The sequence below is a fragment of the Chryseobacterium aahli genome (genome assembly GCF_022699665.1).
Classification (GTDB): domain Bacteria; phylum Bacteroidota; class Bacteroidia; order Flavobacteriales; family Weeksellaceae; genus Chryseobacterium; species Chryseobacterium aahli.
Genome location: NZ_JALDNB010000016.1, coordinates 41,031 through 58,394, shown reverse-complemented (window position 1 = coordinate 58,394; position 17,364 = coordinate 41,031). Strand labels below are relative to the sequence as shown.

Below are 17,364 nucleotides of genomic sequence, written 5' to 3'. Positions count from 1 at the left end.
CAAAGATAGGATTTTAGGTTGATTAGCGAAAGGAAGCCCGAAGAGAGAGGATGGAAGTTTTTATAATTTGTTTTAGTTTAAATGTTTTTTAAGCAAGGTTTGCAAAGTTTTTTTAGCAATCAATTAAATATTTTTCGTTCGCAATGGCGTTAACACTCAGCAGAGGAAAAACTTGTGATCGTAGCTGAATGAAATGCCTTTGCGAGCGAAAAAAATGCTCATAAAAATAAATCATAGCGACCTTAGCGTTTAAAAAGATTTATAACTAACTAATATATTGGATCAAAAATTGAATAAGTAATTTAACTTTTAAATACTTTTGTAATCCAAAACAATGAAAGCATCTTATGAAGATTAAAGACGCGGAGATTATTGCACTTATGCAAAACCCCCGAACTCAAGAGAAGGGAGTTCGTGTGCTGATGGATGCTTATCAGAGTAGATTGTATTGGCATATCAGAAGAATCATTGTTGACGGAGACCTTGCTCAGGACACTTTGCAGGAGACTTTCATCAAAGCATATCAGAATTTTCACCAGTTCAAAAATGATAGTCAGCTGTACACATGGCTGTACAGAATTGCAACCAATGAAGCGTTACAGCAAATCAACAAGCTGAAGAAAATGCAGAAAACGGATGAAGATCCCGAATATTACATGCAAAATTTGGTGGCAGATAATGTGCACAGTGATGCTGAAGAAATACAGGTCTTCTTGCAGAAAGCCATACAAAGCCTGCCTGAGAAGCAGAAATTGGTATTTATGATGCGGTATTATGATGATTTGCCCTATGAAGAGATATCTAAAATTGTAGATATGTCGATAGGGACTTTAAAGACAAATTATCATTACGCCAAACAGAAAATAGAGGAATATATTAAAGAAAATTACGAAAGATAATTTTTTAGAAACAACGACATGAAAGATTTTGATCTAGATAAATTAGAACGCAAGAACATTTACAAAGTTCCTGACAATATGTTTGAAAATATTCAGGATAGCGTATTGGATAATGTGAATGATTTTGATCTGGATAATTTAGAACGAAAAAACATTTACACAGTTCCTGAAAATATGTTTGAAGATATTCAAAAGAGAGTATTGGGTGCAGTAAATGCTTTTGATATGGAAAACTTAGAGCGCAAGAACATTTATCAAGTACCTGAAAATATCTTTGAAAACATTCAGGAAAAGGTATTGAGTGAGATAAAGGCAGATAAAAAAGCACCGATTTTTAAATTAAATTGGGCATACGCAGCTGCAGCTTCATTGGCACTGATTTTTGGGTCAACTTTTTTGTATAATTCTTTTTCTGATTCAAATAAAGATCAGGATTTTACAGAAAATTATGCAACAAACTCCGCTCCAAAAAAAGAAAGCGAGATTGCTTATGAGACTTTAAAATCTGATTTAACTTCTGTTGAAAATAACAATCAAACAATTGACAATCAGCAGACGAATCCACAGATAAAAACGATTGCTGATATTCCTCAGAAAACGGAAACAAAGCCACAAACGGTGAAACCGGTTTCTAAGAAAACAGAAGCTCAAATGGCAGAATATTTGGATTCGTTTTCTAATTCTGAAATTACAGAATTAGCCAACAATTCAACACAGGATGTTTATTTGGACTTATATAATTAAAAGAGATGAAAAAAATATTATTTGCACTTCTTGTTATTTATGGCTTTGGCTTAAATGCCCAGAAGACGGATTACGATTGGAGAAAGATGGATCCTAAGCAAAGAAAAGAAGTTATCAATAATCTTTCGCCTGACGAGAGAAAAGCGCTTCTTACGCAGTTTAGAAATAATATGGTGCTTGATAATCTTGATGTAGACCCGAAAGACAAAAACGAATTTACAGCAATGTATAACGAATATTTGGATAATCAGAAGAAAATAAAAAGTCAGTTTGATTCTAATTTTAATCCGGAAACTTTATCAGAAGATGAAGCAAAAGTAAAACTGCAACAGAGCTTTGATGTAGGACAAAAATTATTAGATAACAGAAAAAAATATGCGGAAAAGATGCAAACCGTCATTCCGTGCCAAAAAGTTTTGAAGTTGTTTCAATCGGAAGGTATGATGAGAGATAAGATGAATGAAAGAAAACCTCACGATGGGAAGAATAGGGGTTCAAAACCCAAGCAAAACCCATAATAGTTTATTTTTTTAATGTTGGACGACCCTTGCAATTTATTGTGAGGGTCGTTTAATTTTGAAAAATTTCAGGAAAATTTAATTTACTTATCAATCTCTAATCTTTATTTTTGTAAAAATTTAATGATGAAAAAACTTCTTTTGTTTCTTCTATTTTCTATTTCGCTCATTGCTCAGAAAATGGAAACGATTAATTTTAAACAAAACATTAAAGATAAAAAAGGACTTACAAAATCACTTACTTTTATTGATAACAGACAGGATAAAAATATAGGTATAATAGATGATAAAGGAGAATTAGTAGAAGTAAGATTTGAAAATGAAGATGTGAAAAGTCACATAGAAAACTCGTTTTTGGAAGACAATAAAAAGACAGGAAACAAAGATATTGTTATAATACTGGAAGAATTAAAGGTCTATAACGAGCAGGATCAAGATAAAGAATACCCTTATGCTAAAACTAAAATAAAAGTCTCAAGTTTTCTAAAAAGAAATAATAATTACTACTTTATTTACCGTTTTGAGAATGTGATTGTCTGTAATCCAAAAAGAGTGGCACATGCACCTAAATATTTGGCTGAGCAGATTTCAGAAATTATCACAGAGTTTATAAAAGCCTCTTATTCTAATACAATTACCTCTTATTCTATTCCTGAAAATGAGATTCATAATTATAACTTATATTTAAGTAAAAACTATGAAGCCCTTAACAATTCTGAATTAAAAGAGGGTGTTTATACAGATTTTAAAAGCTTTTATAACCAAGAACCCAATGGTGATTATTCTATTGGAAAAAATAGAAAAGGTAAAGTAGTAAGATTGATGCATAAAGATCTGCAAACCTCTTTATCTGAAATGTTCTGCTATGTGGAAGGAGGTAAGGCTTACAAACTTACACCAGTTGGTTTTGATGAAATGAAAAAAGATGAAAAAGGGTTTTATATTTACTCTTCAAGAGCAAATCTTTTTGCAGAATCTAAAACGGGAGGTGTTCTTGTTGGTGCTGTTGCGGGAGGGATTGTTGGTGCTGTTATTGGTGCTGCAATAGATTCGGGATCCAACAAGAACAATGGGGCGGTAAATGGCATGGGTTTTAAATCTACAATAGAAGCAAATATTTATATTGATTCTTTGACAGGAACTTATATTTTCGAAAAATAGATTTTTATAGATCATATTCCGACCTTTGCAATTTATTGTGAGGGTCGTTTGATTTAAATAAATGATTACTTTTGAAATAAATCTTTACATAATGAGAAAAATCAATCAAATCATTTTTATTCTTTTTTCGATCGTTTGTTTTGCGCAAAATGAAGAGATTATTAAAGAGCGTGGAAATCTGTCAAATCCTAAAGGAAATATCTACAAATCTCTTGAAGTGATTGATCAGAGAGATGATAAAAAAATAGGAGAGATGCCTTTTGGTGATGGTAAGGAAATAAAGGAAGTCGTTTTTCCGGTTACTGCAAATGATTTTTTAAGCAAATGGTACACAGATAGCAATCATAAAGGCGGAAAACACGAATTGGTTTTAGTTTTAAAGAAATTAAAGACCACAATAGGCGAAACTTCTGGTAAAGAAACAGAGGCTGACGTAGAATTTTCCGCTCAAACCTTTCTGAAGGAAGGTGAGCGCTATTCATTTTTGTACAAAAAAGATACGGTGTACAGTTTTAAAAGTAAAAATATTTCAGATGTTGTTGTAAAAAACATTCCGGTAGTTTTTGCGATGTTTATGAAGAAAACATATACGAAGAAGGCTGATGAGAACTTTGTTACATCAGATGCTTTAGCAGATTATGAATCTTACGTAAAAAGTAATTCTGAAGCCTATACAAGCAGTCAATTAAAAGATGGGATTTATTTAGACCATCAATCTTTTTTGCATCAAATTCCATTACAAGGAAAATATATTTTTGAAAGAAATGACAAAGGAGATGTAACAAGAGCCATAAAAGAAGAGAATGGAAAAAAAGATAAAATCTCAACACATGAAATGTTTGCTTACATAGAAAATGGGAAAATCTACAAACATACTTTTTCAGGTTTTATGGAAGTATTTAAAAATGAAAAAGGATTTTATCTGATGAGTAACCGAGGTCTCATTCTTCCTGCAAAATCTTCTTCATTCTCTGTTGGAGTCGGTGGAGTATACAATGGGATTGCCATCGGGCTTGTAAGTGTAATCGACAGAAGCATCAGACAAAATAAAATGAAAAGAGATGAAATTATGGAAATTTACATAGATTCTCTTACTGGAGAATATGATTTTTCTGATGAATAGATAATTTAGATTTCTAAAAGGTGTTCAGTTTTAATAAAATAAACGCATCCTGCAAAATTAAGAGAGACGATTTGTCCCTCTTTTTTTTATCTTTGCAAATTACATAGTTCTTAAATGAAAAACATACGAAATTTTTGCATAATCGCCCATATTGACCACGGTAAATCTACTTTGGCAGACCGTCTTTTGGAGTATACCAACACGGTGACTCAGAGAGAATTACAATCTCAGACGCTTGATGATATGGATTTGGAAAAAGAACGTGGGATCACGATAAAATCTCACGCCATCCAGATGGATTATGAGCTTAATGGCGAAAAATATATTTTAAACCTTATTGATACACCGGGACACGTAGATTTTTCTTACGAAGTTTCCCGTTCGATTGCAGCTTGTGAAGGTGCACTTTTGATTGTTGATGCTGCACAAAGCATTCAGGCACAAACAATTAGTAATTTGTATCTGGCTTTAGAAAACGACTTGGAAATTATTCCGATTCTAAATAAAATTGACCTTCCATCAGCGAATCCTGAAGAAGTTACCGACGAAATTATGGGACTGATCGGATGTAAATACGAAGATGTTCTTAGAGTTTCCGGGAAAACGGGAGAAGGTGTTCATGATTTGCTGGAGCAGATTGTAAAAAGAGTTCCGCCACCAGTTGGAGACCCTGACGCGCCACTTCAGGCTTTGATTTTTGACTCGGTTTATAATCCGTTCAGAGGAATTGAAGCATATTTCAAAGTGGTGAACGGAAGTATTTCTAAAAACGAGAAAATCATGTTTTTTGCTACAGGTAAAGAATACGGTGCAGATGAGGTAGGAACTTTAAAACTAAAACAGGTTCCGAAAAAGACAATTGAATGTGGTGATGTAGGATATATTATCTCCGGGATTAAAGATGCCCGTGAAGTGAAAGTGGGAGATACGATTACTTCTTTCGTAAATCCTGCAGCTGCAGCGATTGACGGCTTTGAGGAAGTAAAACCAATGGTCTTTGCTGGTATTTATCCTATCGAGTCTGAGGATTTTGAAGAATTGAGATTTTCATTAGAAAAATTGAGATTGAACGATGCTTCTTTGGTTTTCGAACCAGAAAGTTCTGCGGCTCTTGGTTTTGGTTTCCGTTGTGGATTCTTAGGAATGCTTCACATGGAAATCGTGCAGGAAAGACTAGATAGAGAATTTAATATGGATGTTATCACGACCGTTCCCAACGTGTCGTATTTAGGATATTCTAAAAGAGAACCGGACGTTTCGATTTTGATTAACAACCCGTCTGAAATGATTGATCCCAATCTTTTGGACCGAGTGGAAGAGCCTTATATCAAAGCTTCTATCATTACAAAATCTGACTTTGTTGGATCCGTAATGACACTTTGTATCGAGAAAAGAGGTGAAATCGTTAACCAAAGTTATCTGACGGCCGACAGAGTGGAATTGACCTTCAATATGCCTTTAGCTGAGGTTGTTTTTGACTTTTACGACCGTCTGAAATCTATTTCTAAAGGATATGCGTCATTCGATTATTCGCCCATCGGGATGCGTGCTTCGAAATTGGTGAAAATGGATATCCTGATCAACGGAGATATGGTAGATGCCTTATCTTCACTAATTCACGATTCAAATGCCTATTATATCGGTAAAAAAATGTGTGAGAAACTTCGTGAACTGATCCCAAGACAACAGTTTGATATTGCTGTTCAGGCCGCTTTGGGAGCAAAAGTTATTGCAAGAGAAACGATTAAAGCTTTACGAAAAGATGTTACCGCAAAATGTTACGGAGGTGATATCTCAAGAAAGAGAAAGCTTCTTGAAAAGCAGAAAGAAGGGAAGAAGAAAATGAAGCAGATTGGTAGAGTAGAAGTGCCGCAGTCGGCGTTTATGGCTGTTTTAAAATTGAATGATTAATGAAGGAGTGTATAGATATATATTCTCGCATAATTATTGCAACTATAACATTTGTTGTTCCCATAATGATTAACTTGTTGTCAACATTTGCTGCTGGTGAGAAAAGAAGACGAGAGTTATTACAACTTTCTCAAGAAGAAATAGATAAAAAAGCAACAGAAGAGCTTCAAAATAATCCTGGGGATATTAAAAATGTAATTACCAAAACGACAAAAGAATATGCAAAAATTGAGAAGCATGCAAATAAAGAATTGAGAAAATTAAATCCAATATATCAATTCTGGTGTTTATTTTCAATTTTTGGTATTGCAGTTTTGTTGTTAATGATTTTTTATATTTTAAAGGATGAAAAAAAAGAAACTTGGTCTATAGTCGTATTATTAACTTCAGTGTTAATGTATTTATTTGGAGTTTCATTTTTGATACGAATATTATATACAATTAAAGAAACAAAAAGAATAACAGAGAATTGATAAATGGAAGAAACGATAAAATTTAATACTAAAATTGCAAAAGAATTTATAGAAAAGATATCTTTTAGTGGTAGGTATACATTGTATATTTTTTCAAAGTCTCTTGAAAATAAAATTGCATTTGACAGACAAAATTTGCCAAAGAAATTTCAAATCTTAGACGATTATTTTTATGGATTTTTAGTTGCATGCTATGGTATGCAGATACTTGATTTTAATTTTAAAGAAAAAATAATAACACCATTAAGCATGAATGATTTCATCAATGAAGAAATCATCAAGTATTTTTCTGATCTGCAAGATAATGAAAGAAAAAAGGCAATTGATGAGTATTTTTCATAAGGATAATATTCAAAATATTAAATATAAAAATGAAAAATCCGCAGAATTTTTTCTGGGGATTTTTTTATTTGAACAAAACCTTGTTACTAAAAGAGTTTCCGTATTTATTTCTTTGTATATTTAATTTCCATGGTCTTAAACTCCTTGCCTGTTTTAGAATCAGGGCCATACATTTCGAGGGTTTGATGGGTGTCATCCACAAAAGTGTAGACTTCTCTCATGTCACAATCTTTTCTAGGTCTTGATGGATCGGTCATTTTTCCTTTAAATTCAATTGATTTTTTTGAAGCGTTCCAATCACCTTCCATATTCATCGTTCCGGTTCCCATATTGTCGATCCACGTGCTAACGAATTTCTTTTTAGAATTGTCATACCCTGTGATGCTCATTCCTTCAAAAGGCATTCCCATAAAATCTCCTTTGTGTTCGCTGGTTTGATAACGTCCTTCAAAGATCATTTTATTGGTCGTTGTTGACGTGCTTTTCATAGGTTCTCCGCCGTCTTCCATCCACATGGTGTTTTCACCCGACCAAATGCCATCAGATTTTGCGAGCATTTTCTGCATATCTCCCGGGGTTGCATAATCCATCCAAGCTTTGTTAGCGGTTGCAGAATCTACTGGTTTCCATTCTTCTTTTTCCGTAGATTCGGTTGCGTCTGAACCTGTTTTTACATCCATTTTTACTTTATCGCAAGCGACAAACAATAACGCAGTACAAGCTGCGAAGAATAAATTTTTCATATGTTTATATTTAATGTTTTCTTTTGTCATCCCGAATAGTCGGGACAAGTAATGGTATCGCAGGATCTTTACAAGTATTTTGGATGCTCATTTGAGTCACTGCGATTTCATAATTATTTAGTTTTAAGTTGATTATAAATTTAATAAAAAATAAGATTCAAAAAAATATTATTTTAATCCTGATATTAATGAGTATTAGTTGTAGTTTTGTGTACTCATAACGCAAACTAAATTATGGATTCTCCAAAAAAATTGCAGGATATCAAAGTCGCTGTCGATGCCGTTATTTTCGGATATTTTGATAGGAAAGATTTACAACTTCTTTTAATCAAGAGGAATATTGAACCTTTCAAAGGTGGTTGGGCGCTACCAGGGGGGTTGGTTTTGGATGACGAAAATCTGGATGACGCTGTAAAAAGAGAATTACACGAAGAAGCAGGTATAAAACCTGATTTTTTGGAACAACTCTACACATTTGGCAATGTAGGCCGTGATCCAAGAAACAGAGTAGTTTCCATTGCTTATTTGGGCTTGGTCAATCCGTCTTATCATGAGTTGTTTGCAGATTCAGATGCGGAAGATGCGCAATGGTTCAGTGTCAATGAGCTTCCGAAATTAGCTTTTGATCATCAGACCATTATTGACATTGCTTTAAAGAGACTTCGTACAAAAATTCAATATCAGCCGATTGGTTTTAATCTTTTGAATGACGAATTTGTATTTTCTGAATTGGAGAATCTCTACAAAACTATCATCGGAAAGGAAATCGACCGCCGGAACTTCAGAAAAAAAATAATGAGTTATGGATTGCTCAACGAAACTTCTCAATTTAAAAAAGAGGGCAGCGGAAGACCAGGAAAATTATTTACTTTCAATCAGGAGAAATATAAAGAGCTTGAAGAGGAAGGTTTTTATTTCGAAATCAAATAAGGTTTAAATACAAATATCACAAATGTTTAGCACTAAATTTCACAAATATTTTAATGTAAGCTAGCAGAAATATTTTTAGAAAAATACAAATTATATACATCAATACGAACGGGCTTTAGCCCGTTTTTTATTGAATAAACATTCCATTAGCTTTAGCCAAAACTTAAATAAACAATAATCATTTGTTGCATTCGTGAAAAATATTTGTGTGATTCGTGTTTTATAAAATAATTTTATATCTGAAAATCAATTACTTAATATTATTAGCGTAAAATAAACACAAATAAATTTGGTTAATAAAATCGAACCTTCTTATATTTGTGTAGCAATAACGCAATCATGAAATACACATTACAAAATACAATAGAAAAATTTCAGAAAAAAGAAAATCCAGAGTTCTTGTTTTTCTGGGGACATACTGTAAAAGATGAGATTACAAAAGCTTGTTTTAGCCAATGGTTTCCTTTACAATTCGAAGAAAGTGGAACAAATTATCCAACTGCCGAACATTATATGATGGCTGGGAAAGCGAGACTTTTTAATGATAATGAAACGTTAGAGGAAATTTTAAACTCAGAAACTCCCAATCAGGCAAAAAGTTTGGGAAGAAAAGTTAAAAACTTTGATCCGAAAGTCTGGGATGAGCAAAAATATGAAATTGTGAGAAGAGCAAACTTGTTAAAATTTTCTCAGAATGAAGCGTTTAAGGAATTTTTACTTTCAACAGACGATAAGATATTGGTTGAAGCCAGTCCATACGATACAATCTGGGGAATAGGAATGCTGGAAACAGATCCAAAAGCACAAGATCCATCACAATGGAATGGTGAAAATTTGTTAGGATTTGCTTTAATGGAAGTAAGAGACGAATTAAGAGGATAGAAATACAATAATCAAACACAAAATATTAATTATGAAAAAGATAGAATTACATCCACAGATTTTTTTGATTGAAGATTTACTTACAAATGAAGAATGTGACCATTACATTGATTTGACGCAGGACAAAGTTTTTGAAGAAGCGAAAATCAATATACACGGTCAGCAGTTAATGAATAAAGGAGTCAGAAATAATGACAGGCTGATGGTTTTCGATAATGAACTAGCTGAAAATCTTTTCCGGAAAGCAGTTGAATTCCTTCCACAAATTCACGACAACTATAAAGTTTTGAATTTTAATGAAATGCTAAGGATTTATAAATATTCTCCGGGGCAAAGATTTAAAATGCATCGTGACGGAAGTTATATCAGAAATGAATGTGAGAAAAGTTTTTACACCTTTATGATCTATTTGAACGATGATTTTGAAGGTGGTGAAACAGAATTCGAAAATTTCTTCACAGTTGCTCCAAAGAAAGGTTCTGCATTGGTTTTTCATCATCCTTTAAGACATGAAGGTAAAACTTTAATCAGCGGACTAAAGTATGTTTTGAGAACGGATGTGATGTACTCTAGAAAATAATTCGCAAAGAATTATAGCAAAACTATGCAGTTTTTAATTAGTGTATTATTGACGCAAATAAAAGATTTAAAAACATGGAAGAAGAACTAAAACCCAGATTTATCGAATCATTACAAAGAAATAATGATCAGATAAGAGAAGATCGAGCCCGAACCATCGGGGAAGATTCAGAGTTGATATACAGACGCCGAGTTGAAGACATTGAACTGAAAATAAAAAGACTGGAGCGTGAACAGGAAGGTCTTATCGACATCAGTCCGTTAGACAAAAACAGTTTAACATTTGCCGATTTTCAGCCGGAAGCATTCGTTCAGAGAGATATAGAATTATCATTAACAATCAGAAATTTAAATATTCAACTAGAAGTTTCAACAAAAAGATTTGAATATTTATTTGGTAAAAAATTTTAGTTATGGGAAGTACAAGATACGACATGGACGCTCGTTATAACAGAGCAAGAAAAGAAGGGTATGCATCAAAATCTGCAAGTGAAATTTTCACTCAGAATGCAAAGAGAGTGGCACACGAATCAATGAATCCTAACGGCATTTCTTTCAGAGAATCAAGAGATTCTGCGGTTCATCCGAATTCTGTTCCGATTATTTTAGGATTGGATGTCACCGGAAGTATGGGACACATTCCTCATGAATTAATTAAAGAAGGCCTTCCAAAATTGATGGGCGGAATCATCCAGGGGGGAGTTCCCGATCCTGCACTTTTATTTTTAGGAATTGGAGATCATGAATGTGACGGCTATCCTTTACAGGTCGGTCAGTTTGAATCCGGAGATGAAGAATTGGATATGTGGCTGACCAGAACGTATATTGAATCAGGAGGTGGCGGAAATGCTGGAGAAAGTTATTTATTGGCTTGGTATTTTGCTGCTTTTCACACCAGAACCGATGCTTTTGAAAAGAGAAATCAAAAAGGATTGTTGTTTACGGTAGGTGATGAACCTTGTTTGAAAACACTTCCTGCTTCAGCAATCAGAGAAATAATGGGAAGCGGACAACAGAGTTTTAAGCATACAGAGCTGTTGGAAGAAGCGAAGAAGCGATATGAAGTTTTCCACATCAGCGTTTTGCATTCCGGACAGGCGGTGAATGCTGATAAAGGCTGGAAGGATCTGTTAGGGCAAAACTGCTTATCCATCGAAGATTACAGAGATGTTCCGAAGGTGATTAAAGAGGTAGTTTGCAGCAGATTTAGTGAAGATAGTTTCAAAACTAAAGATTTAGGTGGATTTAATAATATTCAAATGTTTTAAGAAAATGAAAACGGCACAAATAATTATAGGCTTAGGTTTTGGTGATGAAGGAAAAGGAATCACGACAGATTTTCTGGCTCAGCAGAATCCTGAGTCTGTAGTTATTCGTTTTTCGGGCGGACAACAGGCAGCGCACACCGTGATGATTGATGATAAAAAGCACATTCATTCAAGTTTTGCAAGTGGAGCGTTGCGCGGTTTGCCTTCTTATTTTACTGAACATTGCACGATTCACCCGACTTTTTTATTCAATGAAAGGGAAGAATTAAAACAGAAAAACGGAAATGTTGAATTGCATATTCATCCGCTGGCAAAGGTTACAACACCTTTTGATGTTTTTAGCAATAGAAAAAACATCAGAAACTTAGAACACGGAACCTGTGGAAAAGGAGTCGGAGCGACGATGAAGAGAAATGAAAGTCCGTTTAAATTATTTGCTGTTGATTTGATCGGCCCAAGATCGATGTTGATTGAAAAATTAAAAGGAATCGCCCATTATTACGGTTTTGAAGAAGGAGAAGAAATTCAAAATGCTTTACAGGATTTTTTAGAAGCCATCGATAAAATTGATTGGAAAATTGAAGGTTACAATTATCTGAACTCATTTAACCATCTTATTTTTGAAGGCAGTCAGGGAATTTTATTAGATATGGATCATGGCGTTTTCCCGAACGTGACTTTTGCAAATACCACTTCAAAAAATGCGTATGAAGTTTGTAAATTGTTGAAGATTGAAAATGTAGAAATGTTTTATATCACAAGATCATATTCAACACGCCACGGAAGCGGATGGATGAGCAATGAAAAGGAATTAACATTAAAAAATAATGAAGAGGAAACTTGTATTTTTAATGAATATCAAAAAGATCTTCGCCTTGGTGATTTGGATTATGATTTACTAAATTATGCTCTGAAATTGGATGAAGCTTATGTTGTTGCTCAAAAGAAAAATTTGGTAGTAACCTGCTTGGATCAGTTGGATAAAACATTTAAAATAGAAAATCTTAAGGTGAAATTTGATACTGTTTATGGATCTTATTCTCCGTATTCAAAGGATTTTAAAAGAATAAACTAAGTATAAATTACAACTAACAAACACAATGATGAAAAAAATATATGTATCTGGAAATGGGAATTTGTCTTGGGAAAATTTTCATCAGTTTTATATCGAACCCTTAAAAAAATTAAATCTTTCTGAATGTGAATTTATTATCGGAGATTTTTCAGGAACAGACACAATGATGATGAAATTTTTAAAGAATAAATCTGAAAAAGTAACGATTCTGCATGTTGGAAAAAGACCTAGATATTTTGCCAATTCCTTTAAAACAAAAACAGAGAAATGGAAAATAATAGGTGGTTTTACTTCTGACTCAGAAAGAGATGATTATGCAATATTTAATTGTTCTCATTTCTTAGCTATAGATTTTAATTCTGATGAAAAAAGAAAAAGTGGGACATTAAAAAATATTGAAAAGTGTCTGAGTTTAAATAAAATTAAAATTTAAAAACCATGAAAACAAAAACACTATACAGACCCGTAGGAGAAAAGGAAATGATTTTAATTCTAGAAAGCAATTCCAAAAAATTTCCGCCAAGATTAGAATGGCAGCCGATTTTTTATCCTGTTTTAAATGAAGATTATGCTTCTGAAATTGCAGAAAAATGGAATACAAGAGATGAAGCAGGAAATTATCTCGGGTTTGTAACACAATTTGAAGTCTTGGATGATGAAGTAAATAAATATCCTGCACAAAATGTCGGAGCCAGAAATCATAATGAGCTATGGATTCCGGCAGAAGAATTAGAGACTTTCAATCAGGCGATTATTGGAAATATTAAAGTGACAAAAGTATTTATAGGGAAAGATTTCAAAAAACCTGCAAATAATGACATAGAAAATTTATTATTAAACATAAAAAAACTAACGATGACAAACAAAGGAATGGCAAAAGATACATTAGACATCTTAGCCAAGAAATATTATATAAACGAACACAACGAAAAAATAAATATAGAAAACGAACTGGAAATTTCTACAAAAGGAACCATTTTGTTTTCATCAAAAGAACTTTCGGTAATGACAAATAATGAACTTCCAGAAGCCCAATTTGAAACGCAGTTTGAAGTCTGGAGATGCAGTTCTTTAAAAGCAATTTTACAATTAGCCGAAGAGGAAAATCAGGAAAAAATCATGTGTCTGAATTTCGCATCAGCCAAAAATCCCGGTGGAGGTTTTATCAACGGAGCCGAAGCTCAGGAAGAAAGCCTGGCGAGAACTTCAGGATTGCATGAAAGCTTACTTCAAGGTTGGGAATATTACGAAACGCACCGTGCTATGAAATCTTGTTTTTATACAGATATGATGATTTACAGCCCGAAAGTTCCGGTTTTCAGAAAGGATAAAGGCGAATTGTTGACGAAACCTGTTCTGTGCAATTTCATTACTTCTCCAGCGGTAAATGCAGGAGTTGTAAAGCAGCAGGAACCAGAAAGAGTTGGTGAGATTTTCGGTGCGATGGATGTAAGAACAGATAAAATGCTGGCCTTAGCTTTACATCAAGGAAATGAAACATTGATTTTAGGAGCTTGGGGATGTGGTGTTTTTAAAAATGATCCAAAAGAAATTGCTGAATTATTCAAGAAACACCTTCACGGGAAGTATAAAAATAAATTTAAAAGAGTGGTTTTTGCAGTTTTGACGAAGAAAGAAGAAATGATAAAGCCTTTCGAAGAAATAAAATGAAAACAGATAAACTCTTACTTGCTTCAAAATCTCTCATGGGAGTTTCCATTGGTGATGCTTTTGGAGAAAGTTTTTTCGGAGAAGAAAGCTTAATGAAAACATATATTCATCAAAAAATTCTTCCTGAAAGTTCTCTTGACTTTACAGACGACACAATTATGTCGATTGCAATTTTCAAATCTTTGGGAAAATTTGGCGTGATTAATCAGGAGTTTCTTGCAGAAGAGTTTACAAAAAACTATTATTTAGATATAAACAGAGGTTACGGACCATCAATGCATCAATATTTCAGAGATGTAAAAAGTGGAGAAAACTGGAAAGAAGTTTCTTATTCAAAATTTGAAGGACAGGGCTCGATGGGAAATGGCGGTGCAATGAGAGCTTCTGTGATTGGAGCTTATTTTTATGATGATTTAGATAAGCTTAAACTGAATGCAGAATTATCCTGTGAAGTTACCCATACCAATAAAGAAGCTATAGAAGGAACAAAAGCAATTGCTTTGGCTGCAGCTTTTGCGATTCAGGAAAAGTTAGGAATTAAAAAATATTCTCAGGAAGAATTTATTCAAAAAATTCAGGATGAATTAAATGATTCTGATATGAAAAGTAAGCTTAATAAAGTTATTCACTTAAATGGAAATCCAAGTATTGAACTGCTGGTAAAAACATTAGGAAACGGAATTAAAATGACCGCTCAAGATACAGTTCCACTTGTCATTTGGATGCTTTCGAGATATAGAAATAATTTTGAAAAATGTCTTTGGAATACAGTTTCTGCATTGGGAGACAGAGATACAATCTGTGCAATGGCGGCAGGAATAAGTATTTTATGTTGCGATGAAAATTCAATCCCAGATTGGACGGAGAATATTGAAAATTGGAAAAAAAGCAGATTTTATGAAAATTGAATTAATAAAAGCTGAAATCACAAAAATAAATACAGACGCCATCGTCAATGCTGCCAATTCTTCATTACTTGGTGGCGGTGGAGTTGACGGTGCTATTCATCGTGCTGGAGGATCACAGGTTTTGGACGAATGCAAAGAAATCAGAAACCGACAGGGAAAATGTAAAACGGGAGAAGCTGTAAAAACAACGGCCGGAAATCTTCCCGCAAAATATGTCATTCATACGGTCGGTCCAATTTGGAATAACGATGAAGAAAAATGTTCACAACTTCTAGCAAATTGTTATAGAAACTCATTAAAATTGGCCGAAAGTTTAGATGTAAAAACTATTGCTTTTCCAGATATCAGTACAGGAGTTTACAGATTTCCAAAAGAATTAGCGGCGAAAATTGCTATTGAGGTAGTGACGAATTTTGAATCAGGTATTGTTGAGAAAGTTATTTTTGTATGCTTTGATGAGGAGAATGAAGAGATTTATAAAAAATTATTAGATTAAAAACAAAATGAAAAAACTAACCATATTAAGCGGTGCCGGAATCAGCGCCGAAAGCGGAATAAAAACATTCAGAGACGGAGAAGGTCTTTGGGAAAATCATAGTATAACCGATGTGGCGAGTCCGGAAGGCTGGAGAAAAGACAGAGAACTGGTTCTTGAATTTTACAACCAAAGACGCCACCAGCTTCACGAAGTTGAACCCAATGATGCACACAAACTGATTGCCGATTTAGAAAAATATTTCGAAGTTCAAATCATCACTCAAAACATCGATGATTTACACGAAAGGGCGGGCTCAAAAAATATCATTCATCTTCACGGCGAATTGTTTAAATCTTGTTCGTGCAATAATAAAAGTTTGATCTACGAACAAAAAGACGACATTAAAATCGGAGATAAAGCACAAGACGGAGCGCAATTGCGACCTTTCATCGTTTGGTTCGGGGAAGATGTTCCTTTGATGAAAGAAGCAACAAAAAAAGCAAAAGAAGCAGATATTTTCTTGGTAATAGGAACGTCTTTGCAAGTTTATCCTGCTGCAGGATTGCTTCACGACATCAAAGATGATTGTCTGTTGATTGTGATCAATCCCAACGAAACAGGCTTCGGGTACGGTCAAAGAGCGATAGTAATGAAAGAAACCGCCACAAAAGGAATGAAATTATTGTTTGATAAGCTTATAAATTTAGCATAATGGAAAATGTTGTAAAAGCCGGAATTTTTGGAGTTTGTATCGGCGATGCTTTGGGCGTTCCGGTGGAATTTAAGAAGAGAGAAGATCTGAAAAAATCCCCTGTTACCGGATATTTGGAATATATGTCATGGAATCAACCCAAAGGAACTTGGAGCGACGACAGTTCTTTAACTCTTTGTCTTGCAGAAGTATTGACAAAAGGCTACGACTTAGAAAAAATTGGAGAAAGCTTTGTAAAATGGAATAAATACGGACATTGGACAGCTCACGGAAGACTTTTCGATATTGGCGGAACAACAAGGCATTCCATTGCAAGATTGATTAAGGGAGAAAGTGCAAAATTTTCAGGAAATATTTTTGAAGAAGATAATGGGAATGGTTCTTTGATGAGAATCCTTCCCTTAGCTTTTTATCTTAAAGATGAAGAAAATATTGAAAAATTATATCAAATCGTAAAAGAAGTTTCGTCAATTACTCATGGACATTTTCGTTCTGTTTTTGCATGTTTTATCTATGTAATTTTTGCCATTGAATTGATTAAAGGAACAGATAAAATAGAAGCATATAATCATATTCAAAAAGCAGCTTTGGAATATGCAGAAAATCAAGATTTTAATCCAGTAGAAGTTGAGCTTTTTGATCGAATATTAAAGAATGATATTTCTAAATATTCTGAAGATGAAATTAAAAGTAGCGGCTACGTTCTTCACAGTTTAGAAGCCTCATTATGGTGTTTTCTAAATTCCGAAAGTTATTCTGAAGCTGTGCTAAAAGCCGTCAATCTGGGAGAAGACACAGACACAACCGGAGCCATCACAGGCGGAATTGCAGGAATTTATTACGGTTTTGAAAATATTCCTGAAGAATGGATGGCGGAGTTGGTGAGAAGAGAGGATATTGAAAACTTATGTAATAAATTAGAAAACAAATTAATGAAATAAAACACA

21 protein-coding genes are annotated in these 17,364 nt (G+C 33.8%); 20 read left to right on the top strand and 1 reads right to left on the bottom strand.

The genetic code is table 11. From position 1 onward, the window contains the following. The first annotated feature begins 347 nt into the window (after positions 1-347). The 8 genes from MQX03_RS19725 (at position 348) to MQX03_RS19690 (ending at position 7,171) form a co-directional block, all read left to right on the top strand. Complete coding sequence (locus tag MQX03_RS19725; RefSeq protein ID WP_242805273.1) at positions 348-899, top strand: RNA polymerase sigma factor; 552 nt, start codon at positions 348-350, stop codon at positions 897-899. Between the two features lie 18 nt (positions 900-917). Then, a complete protein-coding gene (locus MQX03_RS19720; RefSeq protein ID WP_242805272.1) occupies positions 918-1,643 on the top strand; it encodes a hypothetical protein in 726 nt (241 codons plus the stop codon). Between the two features lie 5 nt (positions 1,644-1,648). Next, positions 1,649-2,161: a hypothetical protein gene (locus tag MQX03_RS19715; RefSeq protein ID WP_242805270.1), complete on the top strand. Its 513-nt coding sequence runs from the start codon at positions 1,649-1,651 to the stop codon at positions 2,159-2,161. A gap of 126 nt (positions 2,162-2,287) precedes the next feature. Continuing rightward, positions 2,288-3,322: a hypothetical protein gene (locus MQX03_RS19710; protein ID WP_242805268.1), complete on the top strand. Its 1,035-nt coding sequence runs from the start codon at positions 2,288-2,290 to the stop codon at positions 3,320-3,322. 91 nt (positions 3,323-3,413) lie between these two features. After that, the gene (locus MQX03_RS19705) at positions 3,414-4,445 is read left to right on the top strand and encodes a hypothetical protein (protein ID WP_242805266.1); all 1,032 of its coding nucleotides are present in this window, start codon (positions 3,414-3,416) and stop codon (positions 4,443-4,445) included. A 114-nt stretch (positions 4,446-4,559) separates the two neighbouring features. Beyond that, the gene (gene lepA, locus MQX03_RS19700) at positions 4,560-6,356 is read left to right on the top strand and encodes a translation elongation factor 4 (protein WP_129535505.1); all 1,797 of its coding nucleotides are present in this window, start codon (positions 4,560-4,562) and stop codon (positions 6,354-6,356) included. Next, positions 6,356-6,829, top strand: a complete 474-nt coding sequence (locus MQX03_RS19695) for a hypothetical protein (RefSeq protein WP_242805264.1) — start codon at positions 6,356-6,358, stop codon at positions 6,827-6,829. Before lepA ends, MQX03_RS19695 begins: the two co-directional genes overlap by 1 nt. Before the next feature lie 3 nt (positions 6,830-6,832). Continuing rightward, the gene (locus MQX03_RS19690) at positions 6,833-7,171 is read left to right on the top strand and encodes a hypothetical protein (RefSeq protein ID WP_242805262.1); all 339 of its coding nucleotides are present in this window, start codon (positions 6,833-6,835) and stop codon (positions 7,169-7,171) included. Positions 7,172-7,275: 104 nt separating this feature from the next. Here MQX03_RS19690 and MQX03_RS19685 read toward each other — a convergent pair whose 3' ends face one another. After that, complete coding sequence (locus tag MQX03_RS19685) at positions 7,276-7,914, bottom strand: DUF1579 domain-containing protein (RefSeq protein WP_242805260.1); 639 nt, start codon at positions 7,912-7,914, stop codon at positions 7,276-7,278. A gap of 252 nt (positions 7,915-8,166) precedes the next feature. Between MQX03_RS19685 and MQX03_RS19680 the strand changes: the two genes are divergently transcribed. From MQX03_RS19680 to MQX03_RS19625, 12 genes are all read left to right on the top strand, one after another. Beyond that, positions 8,167-8,844 carry an NUDIX hydrolase gene (locus MQX03_RS19680; RefSeq protein ID WP_242805351.1) on the top strand — a complete coding sequence of 226 codons (678 nt, stop codon included), beginning with the start codon at positions 8,167-8,169 and terminating at the stop codon, positions 8,842-8,844. Between the two features lie 339 nt (positions 8,845-9,183). Continuing rightward, positions 9,184-9,726, top strand: coding sequence for an NADAR family protein (locus tag MQX03_RS19675; RefSeq protein WP_242805258.1), 543 nt, complete (start codon positions 9,184-9,186; stop codon positions 9,724-9,726). A gap of 31 nt (positions 9,727-9,757) precedes the next feature. Next, positions 9,758-10,306, top strand: coding sequence for a 2OG-Fe(II) oxygenase (locus MQX03_RS19670; RefSeq protein WP_242805257.1), 549 nt, complete (start codon positions 9,758-9,760; stop codon positions 10,304-10,306). Between the two features lie 74 nt (positions 10,307-10,380). Continuing rightward, positions 10,381-10,716, top strand: coding sequence for a hypothetical protein (locus MQX03_RS19665; protein WP_242805255.1), 336 nt, complete (start codon positions 10,381-10,383; stop codon positions 10,714-10,716). A 2-nt stretch (positions 10,717-10,718) separates the two neighbouring features. Next, a complete protein-coding gene (locus tag MQX03_RS19660; RefSeq protein WP_242805253.1) occupies positions 10,719-11,573 on the top strand; it encodes a hypothetical protein in 855 nt (284 codons plus the stop codon). Positions 11,574-11,577: 4 nt separating this feature from the next. After that, positions 11,578-12,648, top strand: coding sequence for an adenylosuccinate synthetase (locus MQX03_RS19655; RefSeq protein ID WP_242805251.1), 1,071 nt, complete (start codon positions 11,578-11,580; stop codon positions 12,646-12,648). Between the two features lie 25 nt (positions 12,649-12,673). After that, positions 12,674-13,081, top strand: a complete 408-nt coding sequence (locus tag MQX03_RS19650; RefSeq protein WP_242805249.1) for a hypothetical protein — start codon at positions 12,674-12,676, stop codon at positions 13,079-13,081. 5 nt (positions 13,082-13,086) lie between these two features. Then, positions 13,087-14,319, top strand: a complete 1,233-nt coding sequence (locus MQX03_RS19645) for a TIGR02452 family protein (protein WP_242805247.1) — start codon at positions 13,087-13,089, stop codon at positions 14,317-14,319. After that, positions 14,316-15,227, top strand: a complete 912-nt coding sequence (locus tag MQX03_RS19640; protein ID WP_242805245.1) for an ADP-ribosylglycohydrolase family protein — start codon at positions 14,316-14,318, stop codon at positions 15,225-15,227. Before MQX03_RS19645 ends, MQX03_RS19640 begins: the two co-directional genes overlap by 4 nt. Beyond that, positions 15,217-15,723, top strand: a complete 507-nt coding sequence (locus tag MQX03_RS19635) for an O-acetyl-ADP-ribose deacetylase (RefSeq protein ID WP_242805243.1) — start codon at positions 15,217-15,219, stop codon at positions 15,721-15,723. The genes MQX03_RS19640 and MQX03_RS19635 overlap by 11 nt, the downstream gene beginning before the upstream one ends. A gap of 7 nt (positions 15,724-15,730) precedes the next feature. Continuing rightward, positions 15,731-16,417 (top strand): SIR2 family NAD-dependent protein deacylase, encoded by a 687-nt coding sequence (locus MQX03_RS19630; RefSeq protein WP_242805241.1) that lies wholly within the window; start codon positions 15,731-15,733, stop codon positions 16,415-16,417. After that, positions 16,417-17,358 (top strand): ADP-ribosylglycohydrolase family protein, encoded by a 942-nt coding sequence (locus MQX03_RS19625; protein ID WP_242805239.1) that lies wholly within the window; start codon positions 16,417-16,419, stop codon positions 17,356-17,358. The genes MQX03_RS19630 and MQX03_RS19625 overlap by 1 nt, the downstream gene beginning before the upstream one ends. Positions 17,359-17,364: the final 6 nt, after the last annotated feature.

Bases quoted from the DNA above. Each gene is read 5' to 3' on its own strand.
- MQX03_RS19725 (WP_242805273.1), top strand. From the start codon at position 348: ATGAAGATTAAAGACGCGGAGATTATTGCACTTATGCAAAACCCCCGA.
- MQX03_RS19720 (WP_242805272.1), top strand. From the start codon at position 918: ATGAAAGATTTTGATCTAGATAAATTAGAACGCAAGAACATTTACAAA.
- MQX03_RS19715 (WP_242805270.1), top strand. From the start codon at position 1,649: ATGAAAAAAATATTATTTGCACTTCTTGTTATTTATGGCTTTGGCTTA.
- MQX03_RS19710 (WP_242805268.1), top strand. From the start codon at position 2,288: ATGAAAAAACTTCTTTTGTTTCTTCTATTTTCTATTTCGCTCATTGCT.
- MQX03_RS19705 (WP_242805266.1), top strand. From the start codon at position 3,414: ATGAGAAAAATCAATCAAATCATTTTTATTCTTTTTTCGATCGTTTGT.
- lepA (WP_129535505.1), top strand. From the start codon at position 4,560: ATGAAAAACATACGAAATTTTTGCATAATCGCCCATATTGACCACGGT.
- MQX03_RS19695 (WP_242805264.1), top strand. From the start codon at position 6,356: ATGAAGGAGTGTATAGATATATATTCTCGCATAATTATTGCAACTATA.
- MQX03_RS19690 (WP_242805262.1), top strand. From the start codon at position 6,833: ATGGAAGAAACGATAAAATTTAATACTAAAATTGCAAAAGAATTTATA.
- MQX03_RS19685 (WP_242805260.1), bottom strand. From the start codon at position 7,914: ATGAAAAATTTATTCTTCGCAGCTTGTACTGCGTTATTGTTTGTCGCT.
- MQX03_RS19675 (WP_242805258.1), top strand. From the start codon at position 9,184: ATGAAATACACATTACAAAATACAATAGAAAAATTTCAGAAAAAAGAA.
- MQX03_RS19670 (WP_242805257.1), top strand. From the start codon at position 9,758: ATGAAAAAGATAGAATTACATCCACAGATTTTTTTGATTGAAGATTTA.
- MQX03_RS19665 (WP_242805255.1), top strand. From the start codon at position 10,381: ATGGAAGAAGAACTAAAACCCAGATTTATCGAATCATTACAAAGAAAT.
- MQX03_RS19660 (WP_242805253.1), top strand. From the start codon at position 10,719: ATGGGAAGTACAAGATACGACATGGACGCTCGTTATAACAGAGCAAGA.
- MQX03_RS19655 (WP_242805251.1), top strand. From the start codon at position 11,578: ATGAAAACGGCACAAATAATTATAGGCTTAGGTTTTGGTGATGAAGGA.
- MQX03_RS19650 (WP_242805249.1), top strand. From the start codon at position 12,674: ATGATGAAAAAAATATATGTATCTGGAAATGGGAATTTGTCTTGGGAA.
- MQX03_RS19645 (WP_242805247.1), top strand. From the start codon at position 13,087: ATGAAAACAAAAACACTATACAGACCCGTAGGAGAAAAGGAAATGATT.
- MQX03_RS19640 (WP_242805245.1), top strand. From the start codon at position 14,316: ATGAAAACAGATAAACTCTTACTTGCTTCAAAATCTCTCATGGGAGTT.
- MQX03_RS19635 (WP_242805243.1), top strand. From the start codon at position 15,217: ATGAAAATTGAATTAATAAAAGCTGAAATCACAAAAATAAATACAGAC.
- MQX03_RS19630 (WP_242805241.1), top strand. From the start codon at position 15,731: ATGAAAAAACTAACCATATTAAGCGGTGCCGGAATCAGCGCCGAAAGC.
- MQX03_RS19625 (WP_242805239.1), top strand. From the start codon at position 16,417: ATGGAAAATGTTGTAAAAGCCGGAATTTTTGGAGTTTGTATCGGCGAT.